The following is a 26,356-nucleotide window of genomic DNA, read 5'->3' as shown; positions in this document are numbered from 1 at the left end:
GCTCAGTCCTCCCGCGCCGCGCCGGCCGAGCTCTCCACCTGCCAGGGCCAGCTCACCGCCCCGGGGAAGAGCACCGGGACGTCCAGGGAGACCGTCGCCCGGTAGACCCCGTTCTCCTCGCCGCAGCCGATGCCGTCGCCGCCCCAGGCGCCGGGTAAATCGGCCTGTGCCGCGGCTGCGCAGTCGCCGCCGACGGCTCCCGTCCGGGCACCCTTGTCCGCCGCGTTCCCGGCGAGGGAGTAGGTGTAGCCGACCAGGACGCACTGCCAGACCACCGCCAGCACCACGAGGATCAGCGGCAGTACGCCCGCGAACTCCACCGCGACCTGTCCCCGGTCGCCGCCGCCCCGTCTGCGGAAACGGCTGGTCGGTACGGGGGCCAGCTGGTCGGGGCCGGTGCCGCCGGCGGGGGCGGGGCCGGGGCCCCCTATGGCCCGCCGTCGGCGCGGGGTGCCCGCGATCGGGCGGGCGGCGTGAGCGGCGTGGGCTCCGCCGTGCGCGAGCCGGGCACCTGAAGCGTCGGCCAGGCCCAGCTCGCCCGCCAGCGTCCACAGGGCTCCCCGTACGGAGGACTTGGCGTCGAGGTCCTGCATGCGGCCGGAGTCGACGGCGGCCTGGAGCTCCTTGTACCCGGCGGGGATCGTGGTCCGCGCGGTCCTCGTGCCCGTGGTCCGTTCGACGAGGGGCGGCTGGATCTCGGCGGTGCGGGTGTGACGGTTGATGACGGTCGTGGTCTCCTCGGCCTTGCGGATCTGGAGCCGGTCCCAGAGCCGGACCATGCGTTTGGCGGCCCGTACGGACACCACGTCCGGCGTCGTGACCAGCAGGGCCGTGTCGGCGGTCTCGACCACCGCCGCACCGGCGGCCGTGATCTGGGTGCCGCAGTCGACGACGACGAGTTCGTAGCGGCCGCGCAGCGCGGCGGCGATCTGGCGGGCGGCGAGGTCGCCGACCTCCTCGCCGCGCTCGCCCTCCGCCGGGGCGAGCAGCAGCCCGAGCCCGGTGGGGTGGGGGAAGACGGCGTCCTGAAGGACCCGGGGGGAGATGTCGTTGATGCCCGCCAGGTCGGCGATGGACCGGCGGAACTGGACGTCCAGGTAGGAGGCGATGTCGCCGGACTGGAGGTCCATGTCGACCAGGGCGACCTCCCGGCCGGCGGCGCACGCGGCGAGCGCGAGCTGTACGGCGGTGACGGTCGTCCCGACGCCGCCCTTGGCGCCGATGACGGCGACGAGCCGGCCGCCGGGTCCGCCCCCGGGGACGAGGTCGCCGGTGCCGCCCAGATGCCGGCGGACCCCGCTCGCCCACTGCGCGGCGGCCTGGACGCGGGCGCCCAGCTCCTCGTAGGACAGCGGCGTTCCGACGAGGCCGCGCGCTCCGGAGTCCATGGCGGCGGCGTACAGCGCGGGCCCGGCGTCGGCTGCGGCCAGGACGACCCCGGTGGCCGGGAAGCGGAGGGCCACCTCCCGGATGAGTTCGAGGGCGGGCACCGGCCCGATGCGCTCGTGCACGAGGACGACTTCGGGCAGTTCCTCGAGGGAGGCCGCGGCCAGGACGGCGAGGGTGTCGAGGAGCCGGGTGGTGTCCCCGACGGTCGGCAGTGGCTCGACGCCGGGGAGCTGGCCGAGCAGGCCGCCGATGGAGCGGGCGGTGTCCGGGTCGCCGATGGCCGGCAGGATTCTGATCGTCACCGTGGCCCCTTTGCCTCTCTTGTGCCGCTACTTGTCGCCGTCGAGGGTGTACGTGCGGTCGCCTTCGCTGACCGTGTCGTCGCCACCGGGCGCGACGAGGGCGAGCCGGACGTGCGAGGCGAACGACTCGGCGTACGCGACGCGCTGGGCGTCCTTGGTGCCGAGGGCGAAGGTGATCGGCACCGCGTCGCCGGCCGCCTTGCGCGTCGTGCCGCCCCCTCGGCTGCCGCCGTCGCGGTCGAGGGGGGTGAGCTTGCCGACGTCGATGACCTGGGCACCGCTGACGATGACCTTGGAGACGGGCTTGGCGCCCTGTTCCTTGGCGTCGAAGGTCGCGTAGATATTGACCTTCGCCCCCGGATTGATCTTGCCCGCGACCCCCGTCGCCGCGTCGATCATGATGGCGATCTCCTGCTGCCCGGCCGTCAGCGCCGGACGGGCGACGATCATGTCGCTCTGCAGCAGCGAGCCCTTGCGCAGGGGGGTGACGGCGATCTTCCCGCGTACCCGCGCGAGGTCGGTGACGGCCGTGGCGGGGAGCCAGCGCCTGGGCATCGAGACCTTCTCGAACTCGTCCTCTTCGAGGGTCCGGTAGGCGGGGACGTCGGCTTTCAGCCGGTAGGCGGCGACCTCGGGACCGACCTTGGATTCGACGTCGTCGATGACCGAGAAGACTCCGGCGCACGCGCCGACGGCGCAGAGGACCGACAGGAGCAGCAGGATGATCCCGCGGCGCTGGCGTGAATTCATGGGGCGGCGGACCTCATTCGTCGGCGTTCGTCAGCTTCGTCGGATGTGACCGGGGTGCGGCCCGGCGGGGCCGGTGGCGACCGGGCTCACGGGCCGGGCGCGGCGGGGATCAGCGGCGGCCGGGCGGGGCGCCCGCCCCGGCCCGTACGGGCGGGTCGAGGGCACCGGCGGCGGCACGCGGCACGGCCGCCCGGCAGAACCCGCAGCGGTCGCCGATGAGTTCGAGCCCGCACCAGCGGCACTCCTCCCGCCGTACGGACGTGACGAGCTGATAGAGCACGGAGGGGTCCCCGATGGCGGCGGCGAACTCGACGGCCCGGCGGGTGCCCCACCAGCGCGCGGACTCGGCGGGGAAGACGGCCTCCTGCACGCCCTGGACCCGCCAGTGGGGGGCGACGGTGTCGAGGACCCAGTCCTCGCCGCCGGCGGGCCTGCCGCGCGCCAGCGTCAGCCGGGTGCCGAAGCCGGGGCCGTCGGGGGGGCCACCGACGCCGATCCGCAGCAGCCGGGACACGGGGTTGACGAGGACCCCGAAGCGGGCGCCGGGCAGCAGGGACGCCAGGTGATCGCCAAGTCCGACGTCCGCCCTCTCCAGCCGGGTGACGGTGGAGAGCTGGGCTCCCGCGTAGATGTAGTGGGCGAGCAGCCGGGCGGCGGAGGCGAGCACGCCGGGGCTGAGGTCCGACACGGACAACTGCCGTAACTGGCGGGCCAGTACGCCGACGGCGAGCGGCGGCAGCGCGATGGGCAGCAGGGCCACCCGGTCGCTCTCCAGGACGGACCGGATCGTGTGCAGGCGCCGGACGTAGGGGCCGGGGAGCGAGTCGGGGTAGAGCACGACCAGATGGCCGCACTGATCGAGCAGGACGCCCGCCTGGGCGACCGCGGTCTCCAGCGGCTGCGCTTCGGGCGGCTGGAACACGGCGGCGTGCGGGGTCTTCCCGTCGGGGGGCGGGAGCACCAGATCGGAGCTGGTGACTGCTATCGCGATGGGCACGTCGGCTTCCCCGTTCACTCCGGCCGCGGGGGGCTCCGGCGGACGCGGATCGATACTGCCCGGTGCTGGTGCCTCCGCACTTTATCCACGAATGGAGCGGCTGAGAACCGTTCTTCGGGCTTTGCCACCGGCGCCCCGGCGCGACGTGGACGGGAGTTCACCGACCCGTTCCCCGCCCTTGACGCGAGCATTGGTCTGGACCATATTCACGCGCATACGGAGCCCACCACCCCCACGGTCACACCCCCCAGGGCTCCGGCTCACCCCCGTCAACTCCCTTCCCACCGGAGGCATTCGTGGAACGGGTACATCACATCGGCCGCACCGGCTTCACCAGAGGAAGACGCCGACTCGGCGGCGCCCTCGCCGCCCTGGCCCTCACGGCGGGCACGCTCCTGACCGTCGGCGGCGCGAACGCCGAGGCGGTCGGCGCGCACGCGAGGGCCGTCACGACCACCGGGGCCAACCTCGTCAAGAACCCGGGCTTCGAGTCGGGGATCGCCGACTGGACCTGTTCGAACAGCAGCGGCCAGGCGGTCGCCTCCCCCGCGCGTTCCGGCTCGGCCGCGCTCAAGGCGGCCCCCGCCGGATCCGATCACGCCAGGTGCGCGCAGACCGTCGCCGTCCGGCCCGGCTCCTCCTACACGCTCAGCGCGTGGGTCCAGGGCAGCTACGTCCACCTCGGCGCGAGCGGCACCGGCACCACGGACGTCTCCACCTGGACGCCCTCGGCGAGCGGCTGGCAGCAGCTCACCACCCGCTTCACGACCGGCGCGGACACCACCTCCGTCACCGTCTACACCCACGGCTGGTACGGGCAGCCCGGCTACTTCGCCGACGACGTCGAGCTGTCCGGCCCCGGCGGCACCGACCCCGGCGACCCGGTACCCGGCGCCCCCGACGGGCTGAAGGCCGGCGCCACGACGTCCTCGTCCGTCGCCCTGTCGTGGAACCCGGTCGGCGGCGCCACCGGCTATCACGTCTACCGGGACGGCACCAAGGTGCAGGCCGTCAGCGGCACTTCGGCGACCGTGACCGGCCTCGCGCCCTCGACCTCGTACCGGTTCGAGGTGACGGCGACGAACGCCAAGGGCGAGTCCCCGAGGTCGGCGGCCGTCACCGGCACCACCACCGCCGGCAGCGGCAACGGCCCCGGCGTCCCCAAGCACGCCGTCACGGGCTACTGGCAGAACTTCGACAACGGCGCCACGGTCCAGAAGATCAGCGACGTACAGGATCAGTACGACATCATCGCCGTCGCCTTCGCCGACGCCACGGCCACCCGCGGGGCCGTCGACTTCACGCTCGATCCCGCCCTGAACTACACGGAAGAGCGGTTCAAAAGCGATATCGCCGCCAAACAGGCGGCGGGCAAGTCCGTCGTCATCTCCGTCGGCGGCGAACGGGGGACGGTCACCGTCAACGACGCCGCCTCCGCCGCCAACTTCGCCGACTCCGTCCACGCCCTGATGCGGAAGTACGGCTTCAACGGCGTCGACATCGATCTGGAGAACGGGATCGACCCGACGTACATGACGCAGGCGCTGCGCGCCCTGTCGGCGAAGGCAGGCAGCAAGCTCGTCATCACCATGGCCCCGCAGACCATCGACATGCAGTCCACCTCGGCGGGCTACTTCAGGACCGCACTGAACATCAAGGACATCCTGACCGTCGTCAACATGCAGTATTACAACAGCGGTTCCATGAACGGCTGTGACGGCAAGGTCTACTCACAGGGCTCGGTGGACTTCCTCACCGCCCTGGCCTGCATCCAGCTCGAAGGCGGCCTCGTCCCGTCGCAGGTCGGTCTCGGCCTGCCGGCCTCGCCCCGCGGGGCGGGCAGCGGCTACGTCTCCCCGTCCGTCGTCAACAACGCGCTCGACTGCCTCGCCAAGGGCACGGGCTGCGGCTCCTTCAAGCCCGCCCGGACCTATCCGGACATCCGGGGTGCGATGACCTGGTCGACCAACTGGGACGCCGCGAACGGCAGCGCCTGGTCGAAGGCGGTGGGACCGCACGTCCACGGGCTGCCGTAACGGCCCCGCGGGAACGCGCGAGCGCCGGACGGGCCGAAAGGCCCGTCCGGCGCTCGGGACCGCAGCGGTTACGGCTTGGGCAGCGTGCAGCCCGGCCGACCGAGGTCGATCTTGTTGCCGGTGCCGACGCACTTGGTTATCTGGAAGGTCTGCTGGGCGTAGTTGATGCCCTTGCGGACCGTGATCCGGCCCTTCTCGTCGACCTCGCACGGGTTGTTGACCGTGCAGCGCTCACCGCTCTCGTTGCCGGTGTTGTTGATGGCGACGACCTTGCCGGAGTTCACGTCGATCACCGGCGAACCTGACGTGCCACCTATGGTGTTGCAGGCGGAGGTGTAGCGCAGGGAGTCCTTCCAGGTCCACTCCCCCTCCTTGAGCCGGTACACGAACGCGTCGGCGTTGCAGGAGTAGATCCGCTTCCAGTAGCCGGAGACGACCTTGATCGCGGTGCCCGCGGTCGGGTGGTCACCCGAGAGGGCCAGCGCGTTGATGTTGTACCGGTGCTTGATCTGCGCGTAGGTGGTGTTCAGCTCGTAGAGCGCGACGTCCGTGTCGGTCATCGTGCCGTACGAGAGCTTGGTGGCACGCAGCGTCGCGACCTTGCCCGCCGTGGAGTTGAGCAGGCTGAACGTACGGCTGGAGGGCTTGTCGGTGAGGACCTCGCCGGGGCCCGGCATGCCGCTCTCCAGACAGTGGCCGTTGGTCATGACGAGAGCGGGGTCGTTGTCGGCCGAGCCGGGCATGCGGATCAGCGAACCGGAGCAGTTGCTGAGCGCGACGGTACCGGCGAAGTCGACGGCCTTGGGCTTGGCTTCGGCCTGCGGGGCCGCGGCCGTCACGGCCGCCCTGCTGTCCGCCTTCTCCTGCGAGGTCGCGAAGGCGGAGGTCGTGCCGACGCCGACGGTGGCTCCGGTGAGGAGGAGCGTCGCGAGCGCACCGACGAGAGGTCGTCTCATGGGGGGTGGTCCTCTCTAGACCGACGTGCTTTTCGGTTTTGACGTGTTCATTGTTGGTACCGGTGGGGCCGATGAGCAATCAACCGGACGCAAGTACGAGGGAAGTTGGCTTGATTCACCCGCACTCGACACCTTGACCGTTGCATGCCAAAACTCGAACACTGGGAAGGCTCGCACCCCCCACCCGTCGCACTAACGGACCCTCCAGGAGACCGCATGCGACTGCGTTCCCAGGGCAGATGGGCCACCGCCCTCGCCGCCCTGCTCACCCTGGCCCTCGCCGCACCGGCGTCCCCCGCCACCGAGGAACAGGCCCACGAGTACGAGGTCACCGGCGCCCGGACCGCCGCCGAGCGCACCGCCCTCGCCGCCACCGGCGCCTCCGTGGACGCCGTCCGCGAGCGGTCCGTCGTCATCACGGCGGACGACGCACAGGCCGACGCCGTACGCCGGCTCGGTTACCGGCTGAAGCGACTGGCCGGACCACCGGAGCGGAGCGGCGGCGGCAAGCTCAAGCCGTACGACTTCCCGCCCGCCGACTCCGGCTACCACAACTACAACGAGGCCCTCGCGGAGATCAACGCCGGAGTCGCCGCGCACCCCTCGATCATGGCGAAGAAGGTCATCGGCAAGTCCTACGAGGGCCGCGATATCGTCGCCATCAAGATCAGCGACAACGTCGGCACGGACGAGGCCGAGCCCGAGGTGCTCTTCACCCACCACCAGCACGCACGTGAGCACCTGACCGTGGAGATGGCGCTCTATCTGCTGAAGGAGTTCGGCGGCAAGTACGGCAGCGACGCGCGCGTCACCAAGATGATCGACAACCGGGAGATCTGGATCGTGCCCGATGTCAACCCCGACGGCGGGGAATACGACATCGCGACGGGTTCGTACCGCAGCTGGCGCAAGACCCGCCAGCCCAACGCCGGCTCGTCCTCACGCGGCACCGACCCCAACCGCAACTGGGACTACAAGTGGGGCTGCTGCGGCGGCTCCTCCGGCAGCCCGGGTTCCGAGACCTACCGCGGCACCGCTCCCGAGTCGGCGCCCGAGGTGAAGGTCGTGGCCGACTTCGTCCGCGGCCGGGTCGTCGGCGGGAAGCAGCAGATCAAGGCCGCGATCGACTTCCACACCTACAGCGAGCTGGTGCTCTGGCCGTTCGGCTACACCTACAGCGACACCGCTCCCGGCATGACCAAGGACGACCGCGACGCCTTCGCGGCCATCGGCAAGTCCATGGCCGCCTCCAACCGCTACACGCCCGAGCAGTCCAGCGACCTCTACATCACCGACGGTTCGATCGACGACTGGCTGTGGGGCAACCAGAAGATCTTCGCCTACACCTTCGAGATGTATCCCGGCCCGAGCGGCTCCGGCGGCTTCTACCCGCCCGACGAGGTGATCGGCCGCGAGACCGCCCGCAACCGCGACGCGGTGCTCCAGCTCCTGGAGAACGCGGACTGCATGTACCGGGCCATCGGCAAGGAAGGGCAGTACTGCGCCCAGTGAACGCGCGACGCGGAACGCTCCCGCCCCGCCGGACCGACGGATCCGGCGGGGCGGTACGGCATTGGTGCCCAGCCGCACTCAGCCGAGGACGGCCAGGGCGTCGATCTCGATGAGCAGCCCCTCGGGCAGGCCGACGTACACCGTCGTACGGGCCGCCGGGGCCTCCTTCAGGCCGGCGAAGTAGTCGTCGTAGAGCGCGTTCATCTCGGCGAAGTGCGCGGTGTCGGTGAGGTAGACGCGCAGCATCATCACGTCCTCCCATGTCGCGCCGCCCGCTTCGAGGACCGACCGCACGTTGGCGAGCGTCTGCAGGGTCTGCTCGCGCAGGGTGGGGCCGGCCACGGTGGGCCCCTGCCCCGGGACGGCCGGCAGGAAGCCGACCTGGCCGGCGACCTGGAGGATGTTGCCCTTGCGCACTCCGTGCGAGAACTTCGCGGGCGGGGTGGTGTGGGTGGCCGGGGTGAGGGCGGTCTTCTCGGTCATGACAGTGCCTTCGCAGGGTTCGCGGGTGGGGTGCTTCCGGAGTACTCGGCGCTGATGGCGTCGGCGGTACGGCGCAACAGCGGGAGCAGGGCGAGGAGTTCCTCGGCGGTGACGACGACGTTCGGCGCGGAGATGGAGCAGGCGGCGACGACCCGCCCGTCGGTGCCGCGGATGGGGGCGCCGACGCAGTTGATGGACTCCTCGTGGCCGCCGAGGTCGGTGGCCCAGCCCTGGTCGCGCACGGTGGCCAGTTCCTTCAGGAACGCGGCGGCGTTCGGTGTGGAACGGGAGGTGTAGGCGGGGTAGTCGAGCCGCTCGGCGACGGCGCGCCGCTCGGCCTCGGGCAGGTCGGCGAGGAGCAGTTTGGCGACGGCGGCGACGGTGATCGCGACGGGCTTGCCGATGCGGGAGTACATGCGCACCGGATAGCGGCTCTCGAACTTGTCGATGTAGAGGACCTCGTTCTCCTCGTACACGGCCAGATGGACGGTGTGCCCGCACCGCTCGTTGAGGGCGGCGAGATGGGGGTGGGCGATCTCCCGGACGTCGAGGTTCTCGACGGCCTGCTGTGCGAGGGCGAACAGCCGGGTACCCAGCCGGTAGCGCTGGTCCTGCTGGCGGTAGACCATGCCGTGTTCGTGCAGCGTGCGCAGCAGGCGCAGCGCGGTCGACTTGTGGACCCCGAGCCGGCCCGCCACCATCTCCAGATTGGCGGGCCCCTCGGCGAGCAGCGGCAGGATGCGCAGGGCGCGGTCGACGGTCTGGCTCATACGGTGTGGTCCTCCACCTTCGCGGACCGGTCCTCGGTCTCGGCGGGACACCCGGTCCAGCCGGGGCCGAGTCGCAGTCTCTCCCAGCCGTCGGCATCGAGGGCTGCCCATCGGTCGGCGTGGGCCCGGCCGGGCGGCTCGCCGAGATCACCGGGCGCGGTGAGGGCGGCGGCGGCCATGAGGTGGCCGTGCCGCAGCCGCTCGTGGAGCGGCAGCCCCCGCAGCGTCCCGGACAGGAATCCCGCGGCGAAGGCGTCACCGGCCCCGACGGGCGCGACGACGTCGACGCGGAGCGCCGGCGCCGAGACGACGACGTCGGCGGGGCGCGGGAGCGCGGCCCGGGGCCGCGCGTCCTCGCGCCGCGCGAACACCGTGGCGCCCGCCGCGCCCCGTTTGACGACCAGCGTCGCGGGCTCCGGGAGGGCGGCCCGGACGGCGGCCGCGTCGCGCAGGCCCCAGGCGGCGGCCGCCTCGTCCTGGCCGACGAAGACGAGGTCACAGCCCCGGGCGAGGTCGGCGAGAACCTCCGGGCCGTTCGTGGTGCCCTGCCACAGGGCCACCCGGTGGTTGACGTCGAAGGAGACCAGGGGGCGGCCGGGGTGGCGGGTCGTCAGTTCACGCATCAGGGCGAGGCAGCCGGCGGAGAGTGCCGCGGTGATGCCCGTCAGGTGCAGGAACCGCCCGGACCACGCGGCGGCGCGGATCTCCCGGCCGGGCGCCATGGCCGAGGCCGCGGAGCCGGACCGGTAGTAGACGACTTCGGCGAGGCGCTCGTCCGTTCCGCGCGGCGGTGCCACATCGACCGCCCGTTCTCCCGACGTGCGGAAATAAACCCCGGTCGGCCGGTCGGGGTCGCGCCGGACGGGGGAGGTGTCCACGCCGTACGAGGCGATCGCCGCCAGGAGGTGGTCGCCGAAGCCGTCGGCGCCGACCCGGCTGACCCAGCGGGTGCGGTGCCCCGCACGGGCGAGCACACAGGCGACGTTCGATTCGGCGCCGCCGATGCCCCGGTCGAAGGACGGCACGTCGGCGAGGCGCCCCGGGGCCGACGGACGGAAGGTGACCATGGACTCGCCCAGGCACACGACATCGACGTCACCGGGCCGGCTGCCCAGCGGCGGCGGCGGGGCGGCTGCGGTCACGGGCCTCCGCTCCTTGATCCGCGCTTTACGCGCATTCTGTGACGGTCTCCCGAGGAGTCCCGGACACCGTTGACCGGGCGCTTGCCCGGATGTTAGACAGCACCGAGCGCTACTCGCAATGGGTGTTGCACATGCTGCAACCTACTTCTCTGGAGGCTCTCTTGGCCGCCCACGACGCCGTCACCCGCCTCGCCCAGGACCGGGTGGACCACCGCTTCAAGGGGCTGCCCCCGGACGCGGAGGGGCTGACCGTCGGCGAGCTGGCCGCCGAGCGCCGCTCGCTGTTCACCGGCGGCTTCACCACACCCGTCCTCGCCCTCTCCGCCGAGGCGCTCGCGCACAACCTCGCCCTCATGGAGCGCTATTCCACCGAGCACGGCCTGGCCTTCGCGCCGCACGGCAAGACCACGCTCGCCCCGCAGCTCTTCGAGCGGCAGCTCGACCACGGCGCCTGGGGCATCACCGCCGCCGTCCCCACCCAGGTCCGCGTCTACCGCGCCTTCGGCGTGCGACGGATCTTCCTCGCCAACGAGGTGGTGGACGCGGCCGCGCTGCGCTGGATCGCCGGCGAGCTGGCCGCCGACCCCGACTTCGAGCTCATCACCTACGTCGACTCCGCGCGCGGCGTCGAGCTGATGGACGCCGCCCTGCGGGGCGCCGGGGCCGGGCGCCCCCTCGACGTCGTCATCGAGCTGGGCGTCGCGGGCGGCCGCACGGGCGTACGGACCGAGGCCGAGAGCCTGGCGCTCGCCGAGGCGGTGGCGGCCACGGACACCCTCCGCCTGGTCGGCGTCGCCTGTTACGAGGCGGAGGTCCCGCGGGCCGACGGCGAGAAGGTACGCGCCTGGCTGCACCGGCTCACCGCCCTCGCCGTGGAGCTCGACAAGGCGGGACACTTCGCGGGCGTGGAGCGGATCGTCGTCAGCGCGGGCGGCAGCGCCTGGTTCGACGCCGTCGCCGAGGTCTTCGCGGAGCTCCCGCCGCTGTCCGCACCGGTGCTCAAGCTGCTGCGCTCCGGCGCGTACGTCACCCACGACGACGGGCAGTACCGGCGCAAGACCCCCTTCAACCGCCACCCGGAGGAAGGCGCCCTCCAGCCCGCCTTCCGGCTGTGGGCGCAGGTCGTCTCGCGGCCCGAGCCCGGCCGGGCCTACCTCAACGCGGGCAAGCGCGACGCCGCGTACGACCTCGGCCTGCCGGAGGCCCAGGTCGTCCGGTCCGCCCGGGACGGCTCGCTGCGCCCCGCCGAGGGGCTGAAGGTCACCGCGCTCGCCGACCAGCACGCCTTCGTCGAGATGGCGGAGGGCGCGGAGCTGGAGGTCGGGGACTGGGTCGGACTGGGCCTGTCGCACCCCTGCACGGTCTTCGACAAGTGGCAGCTGATCCCGCTGGCCGAGGCCGACGGAACGGTCACGGACTACATCCGCACGTTCTTCTAGCCCTCCGTTCCCTTCGCCGGACAGGCTCGCCGTTTCGGCGGCCCGTCCGGCGAGGAGGACCTGTCCGGCCGAGAGAAGGGCACGCACCTATGGACCTCGTCATCCGTGACACGCGCGTCATCGACGGCACCGGCGGCGCCTCCTACCGGGCGGACGTGGCCGTCGCGGGCGGCCGGATCACCGCGATCCACCGGGAATCGGCCGGCCCCCGCCCCGGCGGCGCCCGCGTTCTGGACGCCCACGGCCTGGCGCTGGCGCCCGGCTTCATCGACATGCACGCCCACAGTGACCTCGCCCTGCTGCGCGACCCCGGCCACGAGGCGAAGGCCGCACAGGGCGTGACGCTGGAGGTCATCGGCCAGGACGGCCTGTCGTACGCGCCGGTCGACGACCGCACCCTCGCCGAGGTCCGTACGCAGATCACCGGCTGGAACGGCGACGGGCACGACATCGACTTCACCTGGCGGAGCGTCGGGCAGTACCTCGACCGTCTCGACCACGGCTTCGACGGCGAAGGCATCGCGGTCAACGCCGCCTATCTCGTGCCGCAGGGCAGCGTCCGGATGCTCGCCATGGGCTGGGAGCGCCGGGCCGCCACGGCCGAGGAGACCGGGCGGATGAAGCGCCTGGTCGCCGAGGGACTGGAGCAAGGCGCGGTCGGGCTCTCCTCGGGGCTCACCTATACGCCGGGCATGTACGCCACCGACGCCGAGCTGACCGAGCTGTGCCGGGTGGTGGCCCGCTACGGCGGCTACTACTGCCCGCACCACCGCTCCTACGGGGCCGACGCGCTGCGGGCGTACGAGGAGATGGTCGCCCTCACCCGCGAGGCGGGCTGCGCCCTGCACCTGGCCCACGCCGTCATGAACTTCGACGTGAACCAGGGCCGCGCCCCCGAGTTGCTGGGCCTTCTCGACACCGCGCTCGCGGCGGGCGCCGACATCTCCCTGGACACCTATCCGTACACCCCGGGCTGCACCACGCTCGTCGCGATGCTGCCGAGCTGGGCGGGCGAGGGCGGGCCGGAGGCGGTGCTCGCGCGGCTGCGCGACGACGCGACGGCCGAGCGGATCCGGCGGGCCGTGGAGATCGAGGGCGCGGACGGCTGCCACGGAGTGCCGATCGACTGGGACACCATCGAGATCTCCGGTGTCGCGGACCCGGAGCTCGCGGACCACGTCGGCCGGTCCGTCGCCCGCAGCGCCCGCGAGCGCGGCGAGGAGCCGTGGAGCACGGCCCGCCGGCTGCTGACCGAGGACCGGCTGGGGACCACGATCCTCCAGCACGTCGGGCACGAGGAGAACGTCCGGACGATCATGCGGCACGCGGTGCACACCGGCGGCAGTGACGGCATCCTGCACGGCGAGAAGCCGCATCCACGCGCGTACGGCACCTTTCCGCAGTACCTGGGCCGGTACGCGCGGGAGCTGGGCGTGCTGTCGCTGGAGGAGTGCGTGGCGCATCTCACGTCCCGTCCCGCAGCCCGGCTCAGGCTGCCGGACCGGGGTGTCATCCGCCCGGGATTCCGCGCGGACCTCGTTCTCTTCGATCCCGAGACCGTGGCCCCCGGTGCCACTTTCGAAGCCCCTCGGACACTTCCGACCGGCATTCCATATGTCCTGATCGATGGTCGCTTTGTGATGGAAGACGGACGGCGTACGGACGTCCTGGCGGGGCGCGCGGTGCGGCGCACGCCGGCCGGCTGATCCGGTGCGCGTGGGCCCCGCCGGTGTGAGGCACGCCCGCCGACAAACAGTGCGCGCCTGATTTCGTGCCCCCGTATGGTGGCCGTCATGCAGGTGATCCAGTCAACGAAGCTCGCAAACGTCTGCTACGAAATCCGTGGCCCGGTGCTCGAGGAGGCCATGCGGCTGGAGGCGGCAGGTCACCGCATCCTCAAGCTCAACACCGGCAACCCCGCGATCTTCGGGTTCGAGTGCCCGCCGGAGATCCTCGAGGACATGCTGCGCAACGTGGGCGACGCGCACGGCTACGGCGACGCCAAGGGTCTGCTGTCGGCCCGGCGCGCGGTGGTGCAGCACTACGAGACCAAGGGCATCGAGCTGTCCGTCGAGGACGTCTACCTCGGCAACGGCGTCTCCGAGCTGATCCAGATGTCGATGCAGGCACTGCTCGACGACGGTGACGAGGTGCTCGTCCCCGCCCCGGACTATCCGCTGTGGACCGCCTCGGTGTCCCTGGCGGGCGGCACGGCCGTGCACTACCGCTGTGACGAGCAGTCGGACTGGATGCCGGATCTCGCCGACATCGAGCGCAAGGTCACCGACCGCACCAAGGCCATCGTCATCATCAACCCGAACAACCCCACGGGTGCCGTCTACGACGACGAGATGCTGCGCGGCCTCACCGAGATCGCCCGCCGCCACAATCTGATCGTCTGCTCCGACGAGATCTACGACAAGATCCTCTACGACGGCGTGACCCACACCCCGACCGCCGCGATCGCCCCCGATCTGCTGACGCTGACCTTCAATGGCCTGTCCAAGTCCTACCGGGTGGCGGGCTACCGCAGCGGCTGGATGGCGGTCTGCGGCCCGAAGGCCCACGCCGACAGCTACATCGAGGGTCTGACGATCCTGGCGAACATGCGACTGTGCGCCAACATGCCCGCGCAGCACGCGGTGGCCACGGCCCTCGGCGGCCGGCAGACGATCAACGACCTGGTGCTGCCGGGCGGCCGGCTGCTGGAGCAGCGCGACGTGGCGTACGAGCTGCTGAGCCAGATCCCGGGCGTCAGCTGCGTCAAGCCGAAGGGCGCGCTGTACGCCTTCCCGCGGCTCGACCCGAAGGTCTACAAGATCAAGGACGACCGGCAGATGGTGCTGGACCTGCTCCGGGCCGAGAAGATCATGGTCGTGCACGGCACGGGCTTCAACTGGCCGGAGCCCGACCACTTCCGTCTGGTCACCCTGCCGAACGCCAAGGACCTGGCGGACGCGGTGACGCGGATCGGCACCTTCCTCGACGGCTACAGCCAGACGTGACGGGCGACAGCCGGACGTGACGGGCGATTACAGCCCGCCGCGCCCCGAACCCAACCTGTAAGCAAAACAACTTTAGACGCCGTCTAAGTTAGGATGGCCTTCTGAGACTGTTCAGGAGGCCATTCATGTACGAGCCGATCCGTACCAAATCGGTCCACACCATGGCCGAGACCCGCACGAACCACGGTCCGCACCGCTCCCGCGAGGAGGAGCTGGACATCCGGCTGGCCGGGCATCTGACCGCGCTGCTGACCGTCACCGACGAGCTGCGCGCGCTCACGCCCGACGCCTCGCTGGACGACGCGGCGCGCCGGCTCGCCGAGCGGGTCGCGCGGCTGAGCGGCGGACACCCACCGCTGCGGGCCATGCCGTCGGCCGGCACCTCCGCCTGGACGGCCTCCCGGGTCGCCTCGCTGCACCAGCGCGCGCACACCCTCGCCGGACAGGCCCTGGTGGTCGCCACATCCCGTGGGGACGTGGCCGGCTCGGCGCTGGCCGCCGAGCGGCTGCGCGCCCACGCGACGACGCTCGGCCTCGCCGAAGTGGCCTGACGCCCCCCTCGGGCGGCGCGCCCCACTACGGCCGGCGCCGCATTTCACCTCGCGTCGTACGCCCGTGGGCCCGGTCCGAGACAGGTCGGACCGGGCCCACGGGGGTTTGCGGGGAGCGGTCAGCCGAGCCGCTGGACCAGCGCGCGGTACTCGTCCCACAGCTCCGGCGGGGTGTGGTCACCGAAGGTGTCGAGGTGCTCGGGCACGAGCGATGCCTCCTCGCGCCACACCTCCTTGTCGACCGTGAGCAGCAGATCGAGGTCGGCGTCGCTGATCTCCAGGCCGTCGGTGTCGAGTGCCGCACGCGTCGGCAGCACGCCGATCGGGGTCTCGACGCCCTCCGCCTTGCCCTCCAGGCGCTCCACGATCCACTTCAGCACCCGGCCGTTCTCGCCGAAGCCCGGCCACACGAAGCGGCCCTCAGCGTCCTTGCGGAACCAATTGACGTAGTAGATCTTCGGGAGCTTCGCGGCGTCTCCCTTGCGCGCGGCGTCCTGGCCGACCTTGACCCAGTGGCCCATGTAGTCGCCCATGTTGTACCCGCAGAAGGGCAGCATGGCGAACGGGTCGCGGCGCAGCTCGCCGACCTTGCCCTCGGCGGCGGCGGTCTTCTCGGAGGCGACGTTGGCCCCGAGGAAGACGCCGTGCTGCCAGTCGAAGGACTCCGTCACCAGCGGCACGGCCGAGGCGCGGCGGCCGCCGAAGAGGATCGCCGAGATCGGCACGCCCTTGGGGTCCTCCCACTCGGGCGCGATGATCGGGCACTGGGCGGCGGGGGTGGTGAAGCGGGCGTTGGGGTGGGCGGCCGGGGTCCCGCTGGCCGGGGTCCAGTCGTTGCCCTTCCAGTCCGTCAGGTGCGCGGGCTGCTCCTCCGTCATGCCCTCCCACCAGACGTCGTTGTCGTCGGTGAGGGCGACGTTGGTGAAGACCGAGTTGCCCCAGAGGGTCTTCATGGCGTTGGCGTTGGTGCTCTCGCCGGTGCCGGGGGCGACGCCGAAGAAGCCGGCCTCGGGGTTGATGGCGTAGAGACGGCCGTCCTCGCCGAAGCGCATCCAGGCGATGTCGTCGCCGATGGTCTCCACGGTCCAGCCGGAGATGGTCGGCTCCAGCATGGCGAGGTTGGTCTTGCCGCAGGCGGAGGGGAAGGCGGCGGCGACGTACTTGGACTCACCGACGGGCGGGGTGAGCTTGAGGATGAGCATGTGCTCGGCCAGCCAGCCCTCGTCGCGGGCCATGACGGAGGCGATGCGCAGGGCGTAGCACTTCTTGCCCAGCAGGGCGTTGCCGCCGTAGCCGGAGCCGTAGGACCAGATCTCGCGGTCCTCGGGGAAGTGCGAGATGTACTTCGTGCTGCTGCACGGCCACGGGACGTCGGCCTCGCCCTCGGCCAGCGGGGCGCCGAGGGTGTGGACGGCCTTGACGAAGAAGCCGTCGGAGCCGAGCTCGTCGAGGACGGGGCGGCCCATCCGGGTCATGGTGCGCATCGAGACGGCGACGTACGCCGAGTCGGTGATCTCGACGCCGATCGCGGACAGCGGCGAGCCGAGCGGCCCCATGCAGAACGGCACGACGTACATGGTGCGGCCGCGCATCGAGCCGCGGAAGATGCCCTGCTCACCGGAGAAGATCTCCCGCATCTCGGCCGGGGCCTTCCAGTGGTTGGTCGGGCCCGCGTCCTCCTCCTTCTCGGAGCAGATGAAGGTGCGGTCCTCGACGCGCGCGACGTCGCTGGGGTCGGAGGCGGCGTAGTAGGAGTTCGGGCGCTTGACCGGGTCGAGCTTCTTGAAGGTGCCCTTGGCGACGAGCTCCTCGCACAGGCGCTCGTACTCGGCTTCCGAACCGTCGCACCAGACCACCTGGGCCGGCTCGGTGAGGGCGGCGATCTCGTCGACCCAGGAGAGAAGCTCCTGGTGGTTGGTGAGGCTGGTGGGAGCCGCATTGCTGCGCGCCACGATCGCTCCGTCCCGCCGGAACCGCGGTGCCCGGCGTCAGATGTTGAGGGTGGAACGGACCTTGCCTGCTGGCCGTTCTGCCGGCGAAGTCCGCTTCGTGATGGTTGCCCCTTGGGGGCTGCGACCCAGACGCTTCGTGACCGCTCATCCGGTGCCGCCCGCACTCATTTGATCATCCGACTCCTCTTCCGATCTGTCCAGGGGGCGCCCCCGTGACCATCGCCACGTGATACCAGTCCGTAACCTACGGTGGCGTAGGTAGCATGTCGGGCATGACATCCGCGCCCGACGCAGCGCACAGCGCGCCCCTCGCTCCCGCCGGCGCAGTGACCGCCGCACTCCCCGACGGCACGCCGCTCGCCCCGGCGATCCCGGTCAAGCCGCGCCTGCGCGGCTGGCTGCACGCCGGGATGTTTCCCGCCGTACTGATCGCCGGCGTCTTCCTGACCGCCCTGGCCGACAGCACCCGCGGCCGGGTCGCCTGCGCGGTCTACGTCCTCACCGCGTGTCTGCTCTTCGGCATCAGCGCGCTCTACCACCGGGGCGACTGGAGCCCGCGCGTCAGCGGCCTGCTGCGCCGCCTCGACCACGCCAACATCTTCCTGATCATCGCGGGCACGTATACACCGCTGACCATGCTGCTGATCCCCGGCGGGCGGGGGCAGGCGCTGCTGTGGGCGGTCTGGGCGGCCGCCGTGGCCGGTATCGCCTTCCGGGTCTTCTGGGTCGGTGCTCCGCGCTGGCTCTACACCCCCTGCTACATCGCCATGGGCTGGGCCGCCGTCTTCTTCCTGCCGGACTTCCTGCGCAAGGGCGGCATCGCCGTGCTCGTCTGCGTGATCGTCGGCGGACTGCTCTACAGCGTGGGCGGCGTGATCTACGGCATCAAGCGCCCCAACCCGTCACCCCGGTGGTTCGGCTTCCACGAGGTCTTCCACTCACTCACGCTGGCGGCCTTCGTCGTGCATTACGTGGGCATCTCTCTGGTGGCCTATTCGCACGCCTGAGACACCCGGCGCAAGACGCGCCTGTCGGCTCCTGCGCGGTGGCCGTGGCCTCGATGCCACGGCCACTCGCCATGTCAGGGCACCGACGCCCGTCAGGACCACGGCCAGCACCGCCACCTCACCCGCCACCAGGAAGCCTCCGACGCATAACGCCGCGACCAGCGTGGCCATCAGCTTCGCGACGACACCTATCAGCATGTCCCCTCCGATCATCACTGAGTGAACCTTTGCCCTCTACTGAGCGTGACACACCCCACTGACAATCAGCGTGCCATCAAGACAGGGGAATTGAGGGCCGCATGCTTTTGAAAGCCGCCTTCTTTCCGCACCAACTCCCGCACGCGGGCGCTGTGGTCCCCCCGAACACACATGCCTGAGAATGCTCTTCATGGCCTCAGCTCAGACATCATCCGCGGCGCAGCCGCAGCCCAGGCTCGGGCTGCGCGAGCGGAAGAAGATCCAGACCCGGCAGGCGATCCGCCGCGCCGCCTACCGGCTCTTCGAGAGGCAGGGGTACGACGCGACGCCGGTCGACCAGATCGCGGAGGCAGCCGACGTCTCCCCCAGCACCGTGTTCCGGTACTTCCCGACCAAGGAAGACCTCGTTCTCACCGACGAGTACGACCGCGTCATGGAAGCCGCGATCAGAGCACGCCCGCCGCATGAGGCACCGCTGGAAGCCGTCCGGCACGGCGTCATGGACTCCCTGCGCCACACCATCGAGAACGACATCACCGGACTCATGCAGCGCACCAGACTCATGCGGGCGGTCCCGGCGCTGCGCGGCAGAACGGCGGAGGGCACGGCGGAGTCCTCCCGCATGCTCCGTGTGGTGCTGGCGGAGCGTACAGGGCGTCATGCGGACGACCTGGAGCTGCGGGTCGCCGCCGTGGCGATCCTCGCGGCGATACAGGAAGCCATGATGACGTGGGTGGACCGCGGTCAGGGCGAGGACCTTACGGCGATCATCGGCCGCGGCCTGGACGTACTGGCGCGCGGCCTGACGCTCTGACCCACCCCCTCAGGACTGCCCCCCGGGACTGCCTGCTCCCTCACTGCTGCCCCGTCAGCTGCTCCTCCAGGACCTTGGGATCGGACGTCGGCGCGTCGCAGGTGAAGTGGCGGCACACATAGGCGGCCGGACGGGCGTCGACCAGCGAACGACCGGCCAGCAGCGGGACCTCCACCTGCTCGCCCTCCGCGCCCGACGGCGGCTCGCCCACCGCGACGACCAGGCCGGGGGCCGTGGACAGCAGGGCGGTGCGGTGCAGTGCACCGGTGGAGGGGTGGTCGTGCGGGCCGACGACGGCGACCTCGCGGGGGCCGTCCAGCAGCGCCTCCGTGACGGCCAGACCCCAGCTGATGAAACGGGGGGCCTTGGGGCCCAACACCCGCACCACGCCGAGCGCGCGCTCCGCCGCCTCCCGGTGCGGGGAGCTGCCGGTGTAGGCGGCGTAGGACAGCAACGCCCCGGCGGCCGCCGTCCATCCGGAGGGGGTGGCGTTGTCCGTGGGGTCCTGCGGTCGGCGGATGAGGGCCTCGGCGTCGTCGGCGGTGTCGTAGAGCGTGCCGTTGGGGGCGGTGAAGTGCACCAGGACGGTGTCCAGGAGCAGCCCCGCGAAGTCGACCCAGACCCCTTCGCCGGTGACACCGGAGAGCGCGAGGAATCCCTCGGCCACGTCGGCGTAGTCCTCCAGGACGCCGGCGTGGGTGCCCGCGACGCCGTCGAGGGAGGTGCGGAAGAGCCTCGCCTGCCAGTCCATGTGGGTGCGTACGAGCAGGTCCGCGGCGTCCGTCGCGGCCTGGACGAGGTCGGGGCGGTCGAAGTAGGCGCCGGTCTCGGCGAGCGCGGCGATGGCCAGTCCGTTCCAGGCGGCCACGACCTTGTCGTCACGGCCGGGCCGCGGCCGCTCCGCACGCGCCGCGAGCAGCCGGGACCGTACGGACGCGATCTTCCCCGCTTCCATGAGCTGCTCGGTGTCGGGAAGCTGAAGGACGGAGGCGCCTTCCTCGAAGGTGCCGTCCTCGGTGACCCCGAAGTGGGCCGCGGCGAGCGCCGCGTCCTGCTCCCCCAGCACTTCCCGCAGCTGGGCGGGGGTCCAGACGTAGTAGGCGCCCTCGACGTGCTTGCCGCTCTCATCGCCCGGCACCGCACTGTCGGCGTCCAGCGCGGAGGCGAATCCGCCCTGCTCGGTGCGCATTTCGCGCACCAGGAAGTCGGCGGTCTCCAGAGCCACCCGCCGGGCGAGCTCGGATCCGGTGGCCCGCCACAGGTGCGCGTAGACCCGGCACAGCAGGGCGTTGTCGTACAGCATCTTCTCGAAGTGCGGCACGACCCACGAGGCGTCGACGGAATACCGCGCGAAGCCACCGCCGAGCTGGTCGTAGATCCCGCCGCGGGCCATCGCCTCGCAGGTGGCCTGCGCCATCTGGAGGGCGGCCGTCGAACCGGTGCGGGCGTGGTGGCGCAGCAGGAACTCCAGCGTCATGGACGGCGGGAACTTCGGTGCGCCGCCGAAGCCGCCGCGCACGGCGTCGAAATCGCGGGTCAGCCCCATCAGCGCCTTGTACGGGTCCTCGACGGTCGGCGGCTGCGGGGCGGCCGGGCCGCCGTCCTCCGATGTCGGCACGCCGAAGGCCAGGGTGCGCTCGGACAGCTCCCGCACGATCCGGCCGGCGACCTCACCGACCTCATCGCGGCGGTCGGTCCACGCGACCTTGATCCCCTCCAGCACCTGCCGGAACGACGGCATGCCGTGCTTGGGGGCGGGCGGGAAGTAGGTGCCGAAGTAGAAGGGCTCGGCCTCGGGGGTGAGGAAGACCGTCATCGGCCAGCCGCCCTGACCGGTGGCGGCCTGGACGGCTTCCATGTACACCGCGTCGATGTCCGGCCGCTCCTCGCGGTCGACCTTGACGGACACGAAGTGCTCGTTGAGGAAACCGGCGGTCGGCTCGTCCTCGAACGACTCGTGCGCCATGACATGGCACCAGTGACAACTCGAATACCCGACGCTCAGCAGCACGGGCACACCGCGGCGCCGGGCCTCGTCGAAGGCCTCGGGAGACCAGGGCCACCAGTCGACCGGGTTCTCTGCGTGCTGGAGGAGGTACGGGGACGTCTCATGCGCCAGGCGGTTCGGCATGACCCCATCCTTACCCGAACCGAGCCCGATGGTGAGTTGTCCACAGGCTCGACAGGCGCGGTCGGCCGGTTATCCACAGGGCTGCCGGAAATCTTGCCCAGACGGAACACTTGGGCTGCACACGTGAGGCACAGAGCAATCGCTGGTGAGGGGGAAGCACATGCCGGGTTCGCTGGCCGTGTTGCGAGAGGTCCACCGCACGGATGTCGAAGGCCTGTTGGGGCGCGCCGTCGAGGAGGAGGTGCGCCGTTCGGGTGGCCGGGCCGACGGTGCGGCGCTGCTGCGCCGGGCGCGTGAGGAGCTCGATGCCATAGCGGCCACGGCGGCCGAGGAGTACAGCGCGTATGTGCGCGCCCTCGATGAGGAGGCGGTGTCGGCGCGGCCGCTGACGGCCCGTCTGTCACGCGCCTCGCTCAGCACTCCGCTGCTGGTCACGGCCGTGGCGGCGGCGACAGCGTTCGGTGTCGACCTGGGGCACGGGACGCCGGCCGGAACCGCGCTCGGCGCGGGGGCCGTCGTGGCCCTGGCGGGCTCGGCCGCCACCCTCCTCAAGCTGACGGCCGGGCACTGGCCGGCCGCACACCGGCGGGCGGGCTTGCGGGGGCAGCCCGGCGGCGCCGAGCAGTTGCGTTTGCAGTGGCTGACGGCGGTGGAGGTGCGGGGGATCCGCCCGTTCCTGGACCAGCAGCGCATCCTGTCGGCGGCGACGCGCGCAGGCGGCACGGGTGGGCAGCCGAGCACGGACACCGTGGGCCACGACCCGCTGCGACGGGGCACGGACCGCAGCGCCGCCGCCTTGCGGCGCAGCGTGCTGGAGCAGTCCTTCGATCACCTGCCGACCCCGGACGGCCTGTTCGCGGGGCGCAGGGCACAGATCACGCAGATCGCCCAATGGGTCCATCAGGCACGGGCGAGCACGGAGACCAGGCCGACGGTCGTCCTGCTGTACGGGCCGCCCGGGTCCGGCCGTTCGACGCTCGCGGTGCGGGCCGCCCACCATCTGCGCGACCAGTTCCGGGGCGCCTGCGTGGTCGACCTGCGCGGGGAGACCCAGGGCGCACCGCCCCTGCCGACCCGGGACGCGCTGCTCCATCTGCTCAACAGACTGGGGGCGCCGCGTGATCAGCTGCTGTTCCGGGAGCGCTCCCCTCAGGAGCGGCATCTGCGGCGGCTGTCCGAGCTCTACCACCAGCACCTCACGGGGCTGCCGGTGACGGTGGTCCTGGAGGACGCCTCGGACGCGGAGCAGATCCGCACGCTGATCCCGGAGCGCTCCGACAGCCTGGTGCTGATCACGGCCCGCGCCCCGTTGGCCCTGCCCCCGGACCTGGTGGCCTGGGTGCACGAGCTGCCGGTCGAGCCGCTGGACGAGGCGGGCGCGGCGGAACTGCTGCGTTCGGCGGCCGAGGAATCTCCCCCGGTCGCCGCGCCGGGAGGCCCCGGCGGCGGGCCATGGGCGCCTTCCGGTCCTGACACCACGGCACCGGACGGCGCCGGGCCGAACGGCGCCGGACCGGAGGCCGCCGACCCGGAGGACGAGAAGGCCATGGCCCGGGTGAGGGAGCTGTGCGGTGGGCTGCCGCTCGCCCTGCGCGTGGCGGGCTCCTCGCTGGGCGCACGCAGCCCACAGTCGCTGGCTGCGGATCTGGAGGCGCACAGGACCACCGACCCGGTGGAGCGGGCCCTGCGACTGCGCTACGCCGACCAGGAGGACAGCGCCCGTCGGCTGCTGCGGCGGCTGGCGCTGGCGGGGCGGGCCTCGCTCGGGGCGGCCGCGGCGGCGGCGCTGCTGGGGACGGACGAGCAGGAGGCAGCCCATCAGCTGACGGCACTCGCCCGGGCCGGGCTGATCGAGAACGTGCGCGCCAACCGCTACCGGATGCACGATCTCGTCCGGGACTTCGCCCACGCCCGGCTGTTCGACGAGGAGGAGCCGGGCGAGCGCGCGGCGGCACAGGAGCGGCTGATCCGCAGTTACGCGGAGCTGGCCGACACGGTGATCCGCATGGTCGACGGCAAGACCTCCACCCGGGCGGACATGTTCACCCAGGGCGCCGCCGGGGGCCACGGCTTCGCCTCTCTGGCCGCGGCGCTGCGCTGGCTGGACGACGAGTCGAGCTTCATCACCGCGGCACTGCGCCACGCGGAGGGCGTCGACCAGGCGGCTGTGCTGCATCTGCTGGGTGCCCTGTGCGACTACTGCCTGCTGCGCGGCGATCTCTACCGGCTGGGTGAGCTGAGTGAGCTGACCCAGGCCACGGACCGGGGGCTGCTGTCGCGGTCGGTGCAGTGGCGCACGGGTGTCGCCGCCCGGCAGCTGGGCGAGCTGGACAAGTCCCGTACGACCCTGTCCTCCGTCGTCGATCTGTACTTCGACGCCCAGCATCCGGCGGGGGCCGCCCGGGCGCTGCGCGACTTGGGCGTCACCTTGCAGCATCAGGGCAATCTCCAGGAGGCGGCCGTGAAGCTCCGGGAGGCGCTGGAGCTCCAGGCCGCGCCGGAGCTGAGCGGGGACCGGGCCTGGACCATGCACGCACTGGCGGCGGTCGAGCGGGACCGGGCACGGATAGCGCAAGCGCTCGATCTGCTGAACGAGGCGCTGGAACTGCACCGGCGGAGCGAGAGCGTGCACGGCCAGGCGTGGGCGCACTTCCAGCTCGGCCAGGTGCGGCTGCGGATGGGCCAGGTGACGCGCGCGGAAGCCGAGCTCCGCGAGGCCCTGGAGAGCTACGGACGGACGCGGGACAGCCGTGGTGAGGCCTGGGCCCTGACCCAGCTGGCGCGGGCCCGCCTGGTGGCCGGGGATCCGGCCAGGGCAGCGGATCAGCTGCGGCGGGCGACGGCCCGCCACCGGGAGAACGAGGACGCGCGCGGCGAGGCCTGGTCGCTGTACTACCTGGGTCAGTCGCTGGAGGAGTGCGGGGACCAGGCGGCGGCGGTGCGGGCCCTGGAGCGGGCGCGCACGATGTTCAACCGCATGCGGGACGGATACGGCCTGGCCTGCGCCCGGCACCACTCGGGGCGGGTCACCCGTGATCAGCGTGCGGCGCAGACGGGTGGCCTGCGCAACAGCGGATTCGCCCGGCAATTGCTGCAGGACGCCCGGACGGACTTCCGGCGGCTGGCCGTCCCGCACGGCGAGGCGTGGTCCTGCGTGGAGCTGGCGGTGATCGACGCGGGCAACGGCCGCGCGGTGCAGGCACTGACGCTGCTGGAGGAGGCGGCACGGCTGTTCGCGGAGTACGGCGACCGGCGCGGGGGGAGCTGGGCCCGCTTCCTGCGCTGCACGCTGCTGCCGTACGCCTCGCCGGGAGGCGCGGTGGTGGGGGCGGCGGTGGCCGAGGAGGAGCTGACCGCGCTCCTGCGCGAGCTGCGGGATGCCGACTGGGCGGGCGACCCGGCGCTGGAGGACTACGCGGAGGCGTACGCCGTGATGCTGGAGAGAGGTGCCCCGCCGGAGACGGGGTGGCAGGCATGGCGGCTCGGCATGGTGCCGAACCGCCGGGCCCGAGAGGTCATGGCGGTGCTGCCCCGGGAGGCCTGAGCCACCCGCGACAGGTCGTACGACCAGGGGCCGGAGCCCTGTCCGGGCATGCCGACCTCACCCACCGGCCGGCCGGTCGCCCGTCGGGCGACCGGCCTCACCGATCGGGGTGGCCGGGCCCGCCGGTCAGGTGGCGGGCTCGCCCTTGGGCGCGGCGCCCTTGGTCATGGTGGTGGCGGTGGTCCGGGCGGTCTTGCCGCCCGAGCCGGTGCCACCCTGGTCCGGGCTCGCCGGGGTCTCCTCGAAGTCCACCTTCTTCATGTGCTTGTTCATGCTCTTCATCAGCAGCCATACGGCACCGCCGATGAGGGCGAAGACGATGAAACCGAGCACACCGGGAGTGACCTTGTTCTTGTCCAGCTCGTCGGCGGCGAACGGCACCAGGTGGGTGGCGGCGAGGGAAGCGGTCGCGCTCATCATGGGGTCAATTGTTGCGGATGCCCGCGAAGAGGTCGTCCTCGGGGAGGGAAGTGCCGACGCGGGACTTCGCCAGCTCGTACTCCTCGGTCGGCCAGACCTCCCGCTGGAGGTCCAGCGGCACGCGGAACCAGCCGCCGTCCGGGTCGATCTGCGTGGCGTGCGCGATCAGCGCCTTGTCACGGATCTCGAAGAAGTCACCGCACGGGACAAAGGTGGTCAGGGTCCGCTCGCGGCCGGCCGTGAGCCACCGCTCCAGCCACTCCCCGTACGGGGACTCCATGCCGCGCGCCAGCAGCGCCTCGTGGAGCGCCAGGGTGCGCTGCCGGTTGAAGCCCTGGTTGTAGTAGAGCTTCAGCGGCTGCCACGGCTCGCCGGCCTCGGGGTAGCGGGCCGGGTCACCGGCCGTCTCGAAGGCCAGCATCGAGATCTTGTGGGTCATGATGTGGTCGGGGTGCGGGTAGCCGCCGTTCTCGTCGTACGTGGTGATCACGTGCGGCTTGAACTCGCGGATCAGCTTCACCAGTGCCCCGGTCGCCTCCTCGACGTCCTGGAGCGCGAAGCAGCCCTCGGGCAGCGGCGGCAGCGGGTCGCCCTCGGGCAGCCCGGAGTCGACGAAGCCCAGCCACTCCTGCTTGACGCCGAGGATGTCGCGCGCCTCCGCCATCTCCTTGGCGCGGACCTCGTGGATGTGCTCCTCGATGTAGGCATCGCCTTGGAGCTTGGGGTTCAGGATGGAGCCACGCTCACCACCCGTGCAGGTGGCGACCAGCACGTCCACCCCCTCGGACACGTACTTGGCCATCGTGGCCGCGCCCTTGCTCGACTCGTCGTCGGGGTGGGCGTGAACGGCCATCAGTCGGAGCTGCTCAGTCAAGGCTCGATCCTCAGTCACTGGTCACGGGAGACGCCTCCTATAGTGACCGAAGCAGGGGTCGATTCATTCCGGCTTCCACTACCG

Annotated in this window: 20 protein-coding genes; 9 read left to right on the top strand and 11 right to left on the bottom strand. The window is 71.7% G+C overall.

Annotated features, from left to right (window positions below; translation table 11 throughout):
- Positions 1-2: 2 nt before the first annotated feature.
- The 3 genes from JO379_RS21760 to JO379_RS21750 form a co-directional block, all read right to left on the bottom strand.
- Positions 3-1,691: a TadE/TadG family type IV pilus assembly protein gene (locus JO379_RS21760; protein WP_130879639.1), complete on the bottom strand. Its 1,689-nt coding sequence runs from the start codon at positions 1,689-1,691 to the stop codon at positions 3-5.
- Positions 1,692-1,718: 27 nt separating this feature from the next.
- A complete protein-coding gene (gene cpaB, locus JO379_RS21755) occupies positions 1,719-2,441 on the bottom strand; it encodes a Flp pilus assembly protein CpaB (RefSeq protein WP_209516508.1) in 723 nt (240 codons plus the stop codon).
- A gap of 109 nt (positions 2,442-2,550) precedes the next feature.
- Positions 2,551-3,438: a hypothetical protein gene (locus tag JO379_RS21750; protein WP_307842100.1), complete on the bottom strand. Its 888-nt coding sequence runs from the start codon at positions 3,436-3,438 to the stop codon at positions 2,551-2,553.
- Between the two features lie 296 nt (positions 3,439-3,734).
- Here JO379_RS21750 and JO379_RS21745 point away from each other — a divergent pair, with 296 nt between their 5' ends.
- Positions 3,735-5,474 carry a chitinase gene (locus tag JO379_RS21745; RefSeq protein ID WP_307842099.1) on the top strand — a complete coding sequence of 580 codons (1,740 nt, stop codon included), beginning with the start codon at positions 3,735-3,737 and terminating at the stop codon, positions 5,472-5,474.
- A gap of 68 nt (positions 5,475-5,542) precedes the next feature.
- Here the strand turns inward: JO379_RS21745 and JO379_RS21740 are convergent, their stop codons facing one another.
- Positions 5,543-6,430 (bottom strand): trypsin-like serine peptidase, encoded by an 888-nt coding sequence (locus JO379_RS21740; protein ID WP_209516505.1) that lies wholly within the window; start codon positions 6,428-6,430, stop codon positions 5,543-5,545.
- 216 nt (positions 6,431-6,646) lie between these two features.
- Between JO379_RS21740 and JO379_RS21735 the strand changes: the two genes are divergently transcribed.
- Positions 6,647-7,942 carry a M14 family metallopeptidase gene (locus tag JO379_RS21735; RefSeq protein WP_130879636.1) on the top strand — a complete coding sequence of 432 codons (1,296 nt, stop codon included), beginning with the start codon at positions 6,647-6,649 and terminating at the stop codon, positions 7,940-7,942.
- A gap of 78 nt (positions 7,943-8,020) precedes the next feature.
- Here JO379_RS21735 and JO379_RS21730 read toward each other — a convergent pair whose 3' ends face one another.
- From JO379_RS21730 to JO379_RS21720, 3 genes are read right to left on the bottom strand one after another with little or no spacing between them, the layout of a single operon-like run.
- Positions 8,021-8,425 carry a RidA family protein gene (locus tag JO379_RS21730; protein ID WP_209516502.1) on the bottom strand — a complete coding sequence of 135 codons (405 nt, stop codon included), beginning with the start codon at positions 8,423-8,425 and terminating at the stop codon, positions 8,021-8,023.
- Entirely contained in the window at positions 8,422-9,195 is a 774-nt protein-coding gene (locus tag JO379_RS21725) for an IclR family transcriptional regulator (protein ID WP_209516499.1), read from the bottom strand. Before JO379_RS21725 ends, JO379_RS21730 begins: the two co-directional genes overlap by 4 nt.
- On the bottom strand, positions 9,192-10,262 hold the full coding sequence (locus JO379_RS21720) for a sugar kinase (protein ID WP_209518800.1): 1,071 nt from the start codon (positions 10,260-10,262) through the stop codon (positions 9,192-9,194). The genes JO379_RS21725 and JO379_RS21720 overlap by 4 nt, the downstream gene beginning before the upstream one ends.
- A gap of 206 nt (positions 10,263-10,468) precedes the next feature.
- Between JO379_RS21720 and JO379_RS21715 the strand changes: the two genes are divergently transcribed.
- The 4 genes from JO379_RS21715 (at position 10,469) to JO379_RS21700 (ending at position 15,332) form a co-directional block, all read left to right on the top strand.
- Positions 10,469-11,776 (top strand): amino acid deaminase, encoded by a 1,308-nt coding sequence (locus JO379_RS21715; protein WP_209518798.1) that lies wholly within the window; start codon positions 10,469-10,471, stop codon positions 11,774-11,776.
- A gap of 89 nt (positions 11,777-11,865) precedes the next feature.
- Positions 11,866-13,482: an N-acyl-D-amino-acid deacylase family protein gene (locus tag JO379_RS21710; RefSeq protein ID WP_209516496.1), complete on the top strand. Its 1,617-nt coding sequence runs from the start codon at positions 11,866-11,868 to the stop codon at positions 13,480-13,482.
- 87 nt (positions 13,483-13,569) lie between these two features.
- Positions 13,570-14,781, top strand: coding sequence for a pyridoxal phosphate-dependent aminotransferase (locus JO379_RS21705; protein WP_209516493.1), 1,212 nt, complete (start codon positions 13,570-13,572; stop codon positions 14,779-14,781).
- Between the two features lie 125 nt (positions 14,782-14,906).
- Entirely contained in the window at positions 14,907-15,332 is a 426-nt protein-coding gene (locus tag JO379_RS21700) for an SCO4983 family protein (protein WP_130879631.1), read from the top strand.
- 119 nt (positions 15,333-15,451) lie between these two features.
- Here JO379_RS21700 and JO379_RS21695 read toward each other — a convergent pair whose 3' ends face one another.
- Positions 15,452-17,284 carry a phosphoenolpyruvate carboxykinase (GTP) gene (locus JO379_RS21695; protein ID WP_130879630.1) on the bottom strand — a complete coding sequence of 611 codons (1,833 nt, stop codon included), beginning with the start codon at positions 17,282-17,284 and terminating at the stop codon, positions 15,452-15,454.
- A 272-nt stretch (positions 17,285-17,556) separates the two neighbouring features.
- Between JO379_RS21695 and trhA the strand changes: the two genes are divergently transcribed.
- Positions 17,557-18,291, top strand: a complete 735-nt coding sequence (trhA, locus tag JO379_RS21690) for a PAQR family membrane homeostasis protein TrhA (RefSeq protein WP_130879629.1) — start codon at positions 17,557-17,559, stop codon at positions 18,289-18,291.
- A gap of 379 nt (positions 18,292-18,670) precedes the next feature.
- Entirely contained in the window at positions 18,671-19,303 is a 633-nt protein-coding gene (locus JO379_RS21685; protein WP_130879628.1) for a TetR/AcrR family transcriptional regulator, read from the top strand.
- Positions 19,304-19,343: 40 nt separating this feature from the next.
- Here JO379_RS21685 and JO379_RS21680 read toward each other — a convergent pair whose 3' ends face one another.
- Positions 19,344-21,434: a thioredoxin domain-containing protein gene (locus JO379_RS21680; RefSeq protein WP_209516490.1), complete on the bottom strand. Its 2,091-nt coding sequence runs from the start codon at positions 21,432-21,434 to the stop codon at positions 19,344-19,346.
- 160 nt (positions 21,435-21,594) lie between these two features.
- Between JO379_RS21680 and JO379_RS21675 the strand changes: the two genes are divergently transcribed.
- Positions 21,595-24,978 (top strand): tetratricopeptide repeat protein, encoded by a 3,384-nt coding sequence (locus JO379_RS21675; protein WP_209516487.1) that lies wholly within the window; start codon positions 21,595-21,597, stop codon positions 24,976-24,978.
- Positions 24,979-25,104: 126 nt separating this feature from the next.
- Here the strand turns inward: JO379_RS21675 and JO379_RS21670 are convergent, their stop codons facing one another.
- Positions 25,105-25,395 carry a hypothetical protein gene (locus JO379_RS21670; RefSeq protein WP_130880279.1) on the bottom strand — a complete coding sequence of 97 codons (291 nt, stop codon included), beginning with the start codon at positions 25,393-25,395 and terminating at the stop codon, positions 25,105-25,107.
- A 7-nt stretch (positions 25,396-25,402) separates the two neighbouring features.
- Positions 25,403-26,272, bottom strand: a complete 870-nt coding sequence (mca, locus tag JO379_RS21665) for a mycothiol conjugate amidase Mca (protein ID WP_130879625.1) — start codon at positions 26,270-26,272, stop codon at positions 25,403-25,405.
- Between the last annotated feature and the right edge of the window lie 84 nt (positions 26,273-26,356).

It is taken from the genome of Streptomyces syringium, assembly GCF_017876625.1.
In the GTDB taxonomy this organism is placed as follows: Bacteria; Actinomycetota; Actinomycetes; order Streptomycetales; family Streptomycetaceae; genus Streptomyces; species Streptomyces syringius.
The sequence above is the reverse complement of the archived record's forward strand: the minus strand, read 5'-3'. Positions and strand labels throughout refer to the sequence as shown.

What these genes read in the sequence shown, in the direction of transcription:
- JO379_RS21735 (WP_130879636.1), top strand. Translation starts at nt 6,647, where the DNA reads ATGCGACTGCGTTCCCAGGGCAGATGGGCCACCGCCCTCGCCGCCCTG.
- JO379_RS21715 (WP_209518798.1), top strand. Translation starts at nt 10,469, where the DNA reads ATGCTGCAACCTACTTCTCTGGAGGCTCTCTTGGCCGCCCACGACGCC.
- JO379_RS21680 (WP_209516490.1), bottom strand. Translation starts at nt 21,434, where the DNA reads ATGCCGAACCGCCTGGCGCATGAGACGTCCCCGTACCTCCTCCAGCAC.
- JO379_RS21730 (WP_209516502.1), bottom strand. Translation starts at nt 8,425, where the DNA reads ATGACCGAGAAGACCGCCCTCACCCCGGCCACCCACACCACCCCGCCC.
- cpaB (WP_209516508.1), bottom strand. Translation starts at nt 2,441, where the DNA reads ATGAATTCACGCCAGCGCCGCGGGATCATCCTGCTGCTCCTGTCGGTC.
- JO379_RS21740 (WP_209516505.1), bottom strand. Translation starts at nt 6,430, where the DNA reads ATGAGACGACCTCTCGTCGGTGCGCTCGCGACGCTCCTCCTCACCGGA.
- JO379_RS21685 (WP_130879628.1), top strand. Translation starts at nt 18,671, where the DNA reads ATGCTCTTCATGGCCTCAGCTCAGACATCATCCGCGGCGCAGCCGCAG.
- trhA (WP_130879629.1), top strand. Translation starts at nt 17,557, where the DNA reads ATGACATCCGCGCCCGACGCAGCGCACAGCGCGCCCCTCGCTCCCGCC.
- JO379_RS21700 (WP_130879631.1), top strand. Translation starts at nt 14,907, where the DNA reads ATGTACGAGCCGATCCGTACCAAATCGGTCCACACCATGGCCGAGACC.
- JO379_RS21670 (WP_130880279.1), bottom strand. Translation starts at nt 25,395, where the DNA reads ATGAGCGCGACCGCTTCCCTCGCCGCCACCCACCTGGTGCCGTTCGCC.
- JO379_RS21705 (WP_209516493.1), top strand. Translation starts at nt 13,570, where the DNA reads ATGCAGGTGATCCAGTCAACGAAGCTCGCAAACGTCTGCTACGAAATC.
- JO379_RS21725 (WP_209516499.1), bottom strand. Translation starts at nt 9,195, where the DNA reads ATGAGCCAGACCGTCGACCGCGCCCTGCGCATCCTGCCGCTGCTCGCC.
- JO379_RS21710 (WP_209516496.1), top strand. Translation starts at nt 11,866, where the DNA reads ATGGACCTCGTCATCCGTGACACGCGCGTCATCGACGGCACCGGCGGC.
- JO379_RS21720 (WP_209518800.1), bottom strand. Translation starts at nt 10,262, where the DNA reads ATGGTCACCTTCCGTCCGTCGGCCCCGGGGCGCCTCGCCGACGTGCCG.
- JO379_RS21675 (WP_209516487.1), top strand. Translation starts at nt 21,595, where the DNA reads ATGCCGGGTTCGCTGGCCGTGTTGCGAGAGGTCCACCGCACGGATGTC.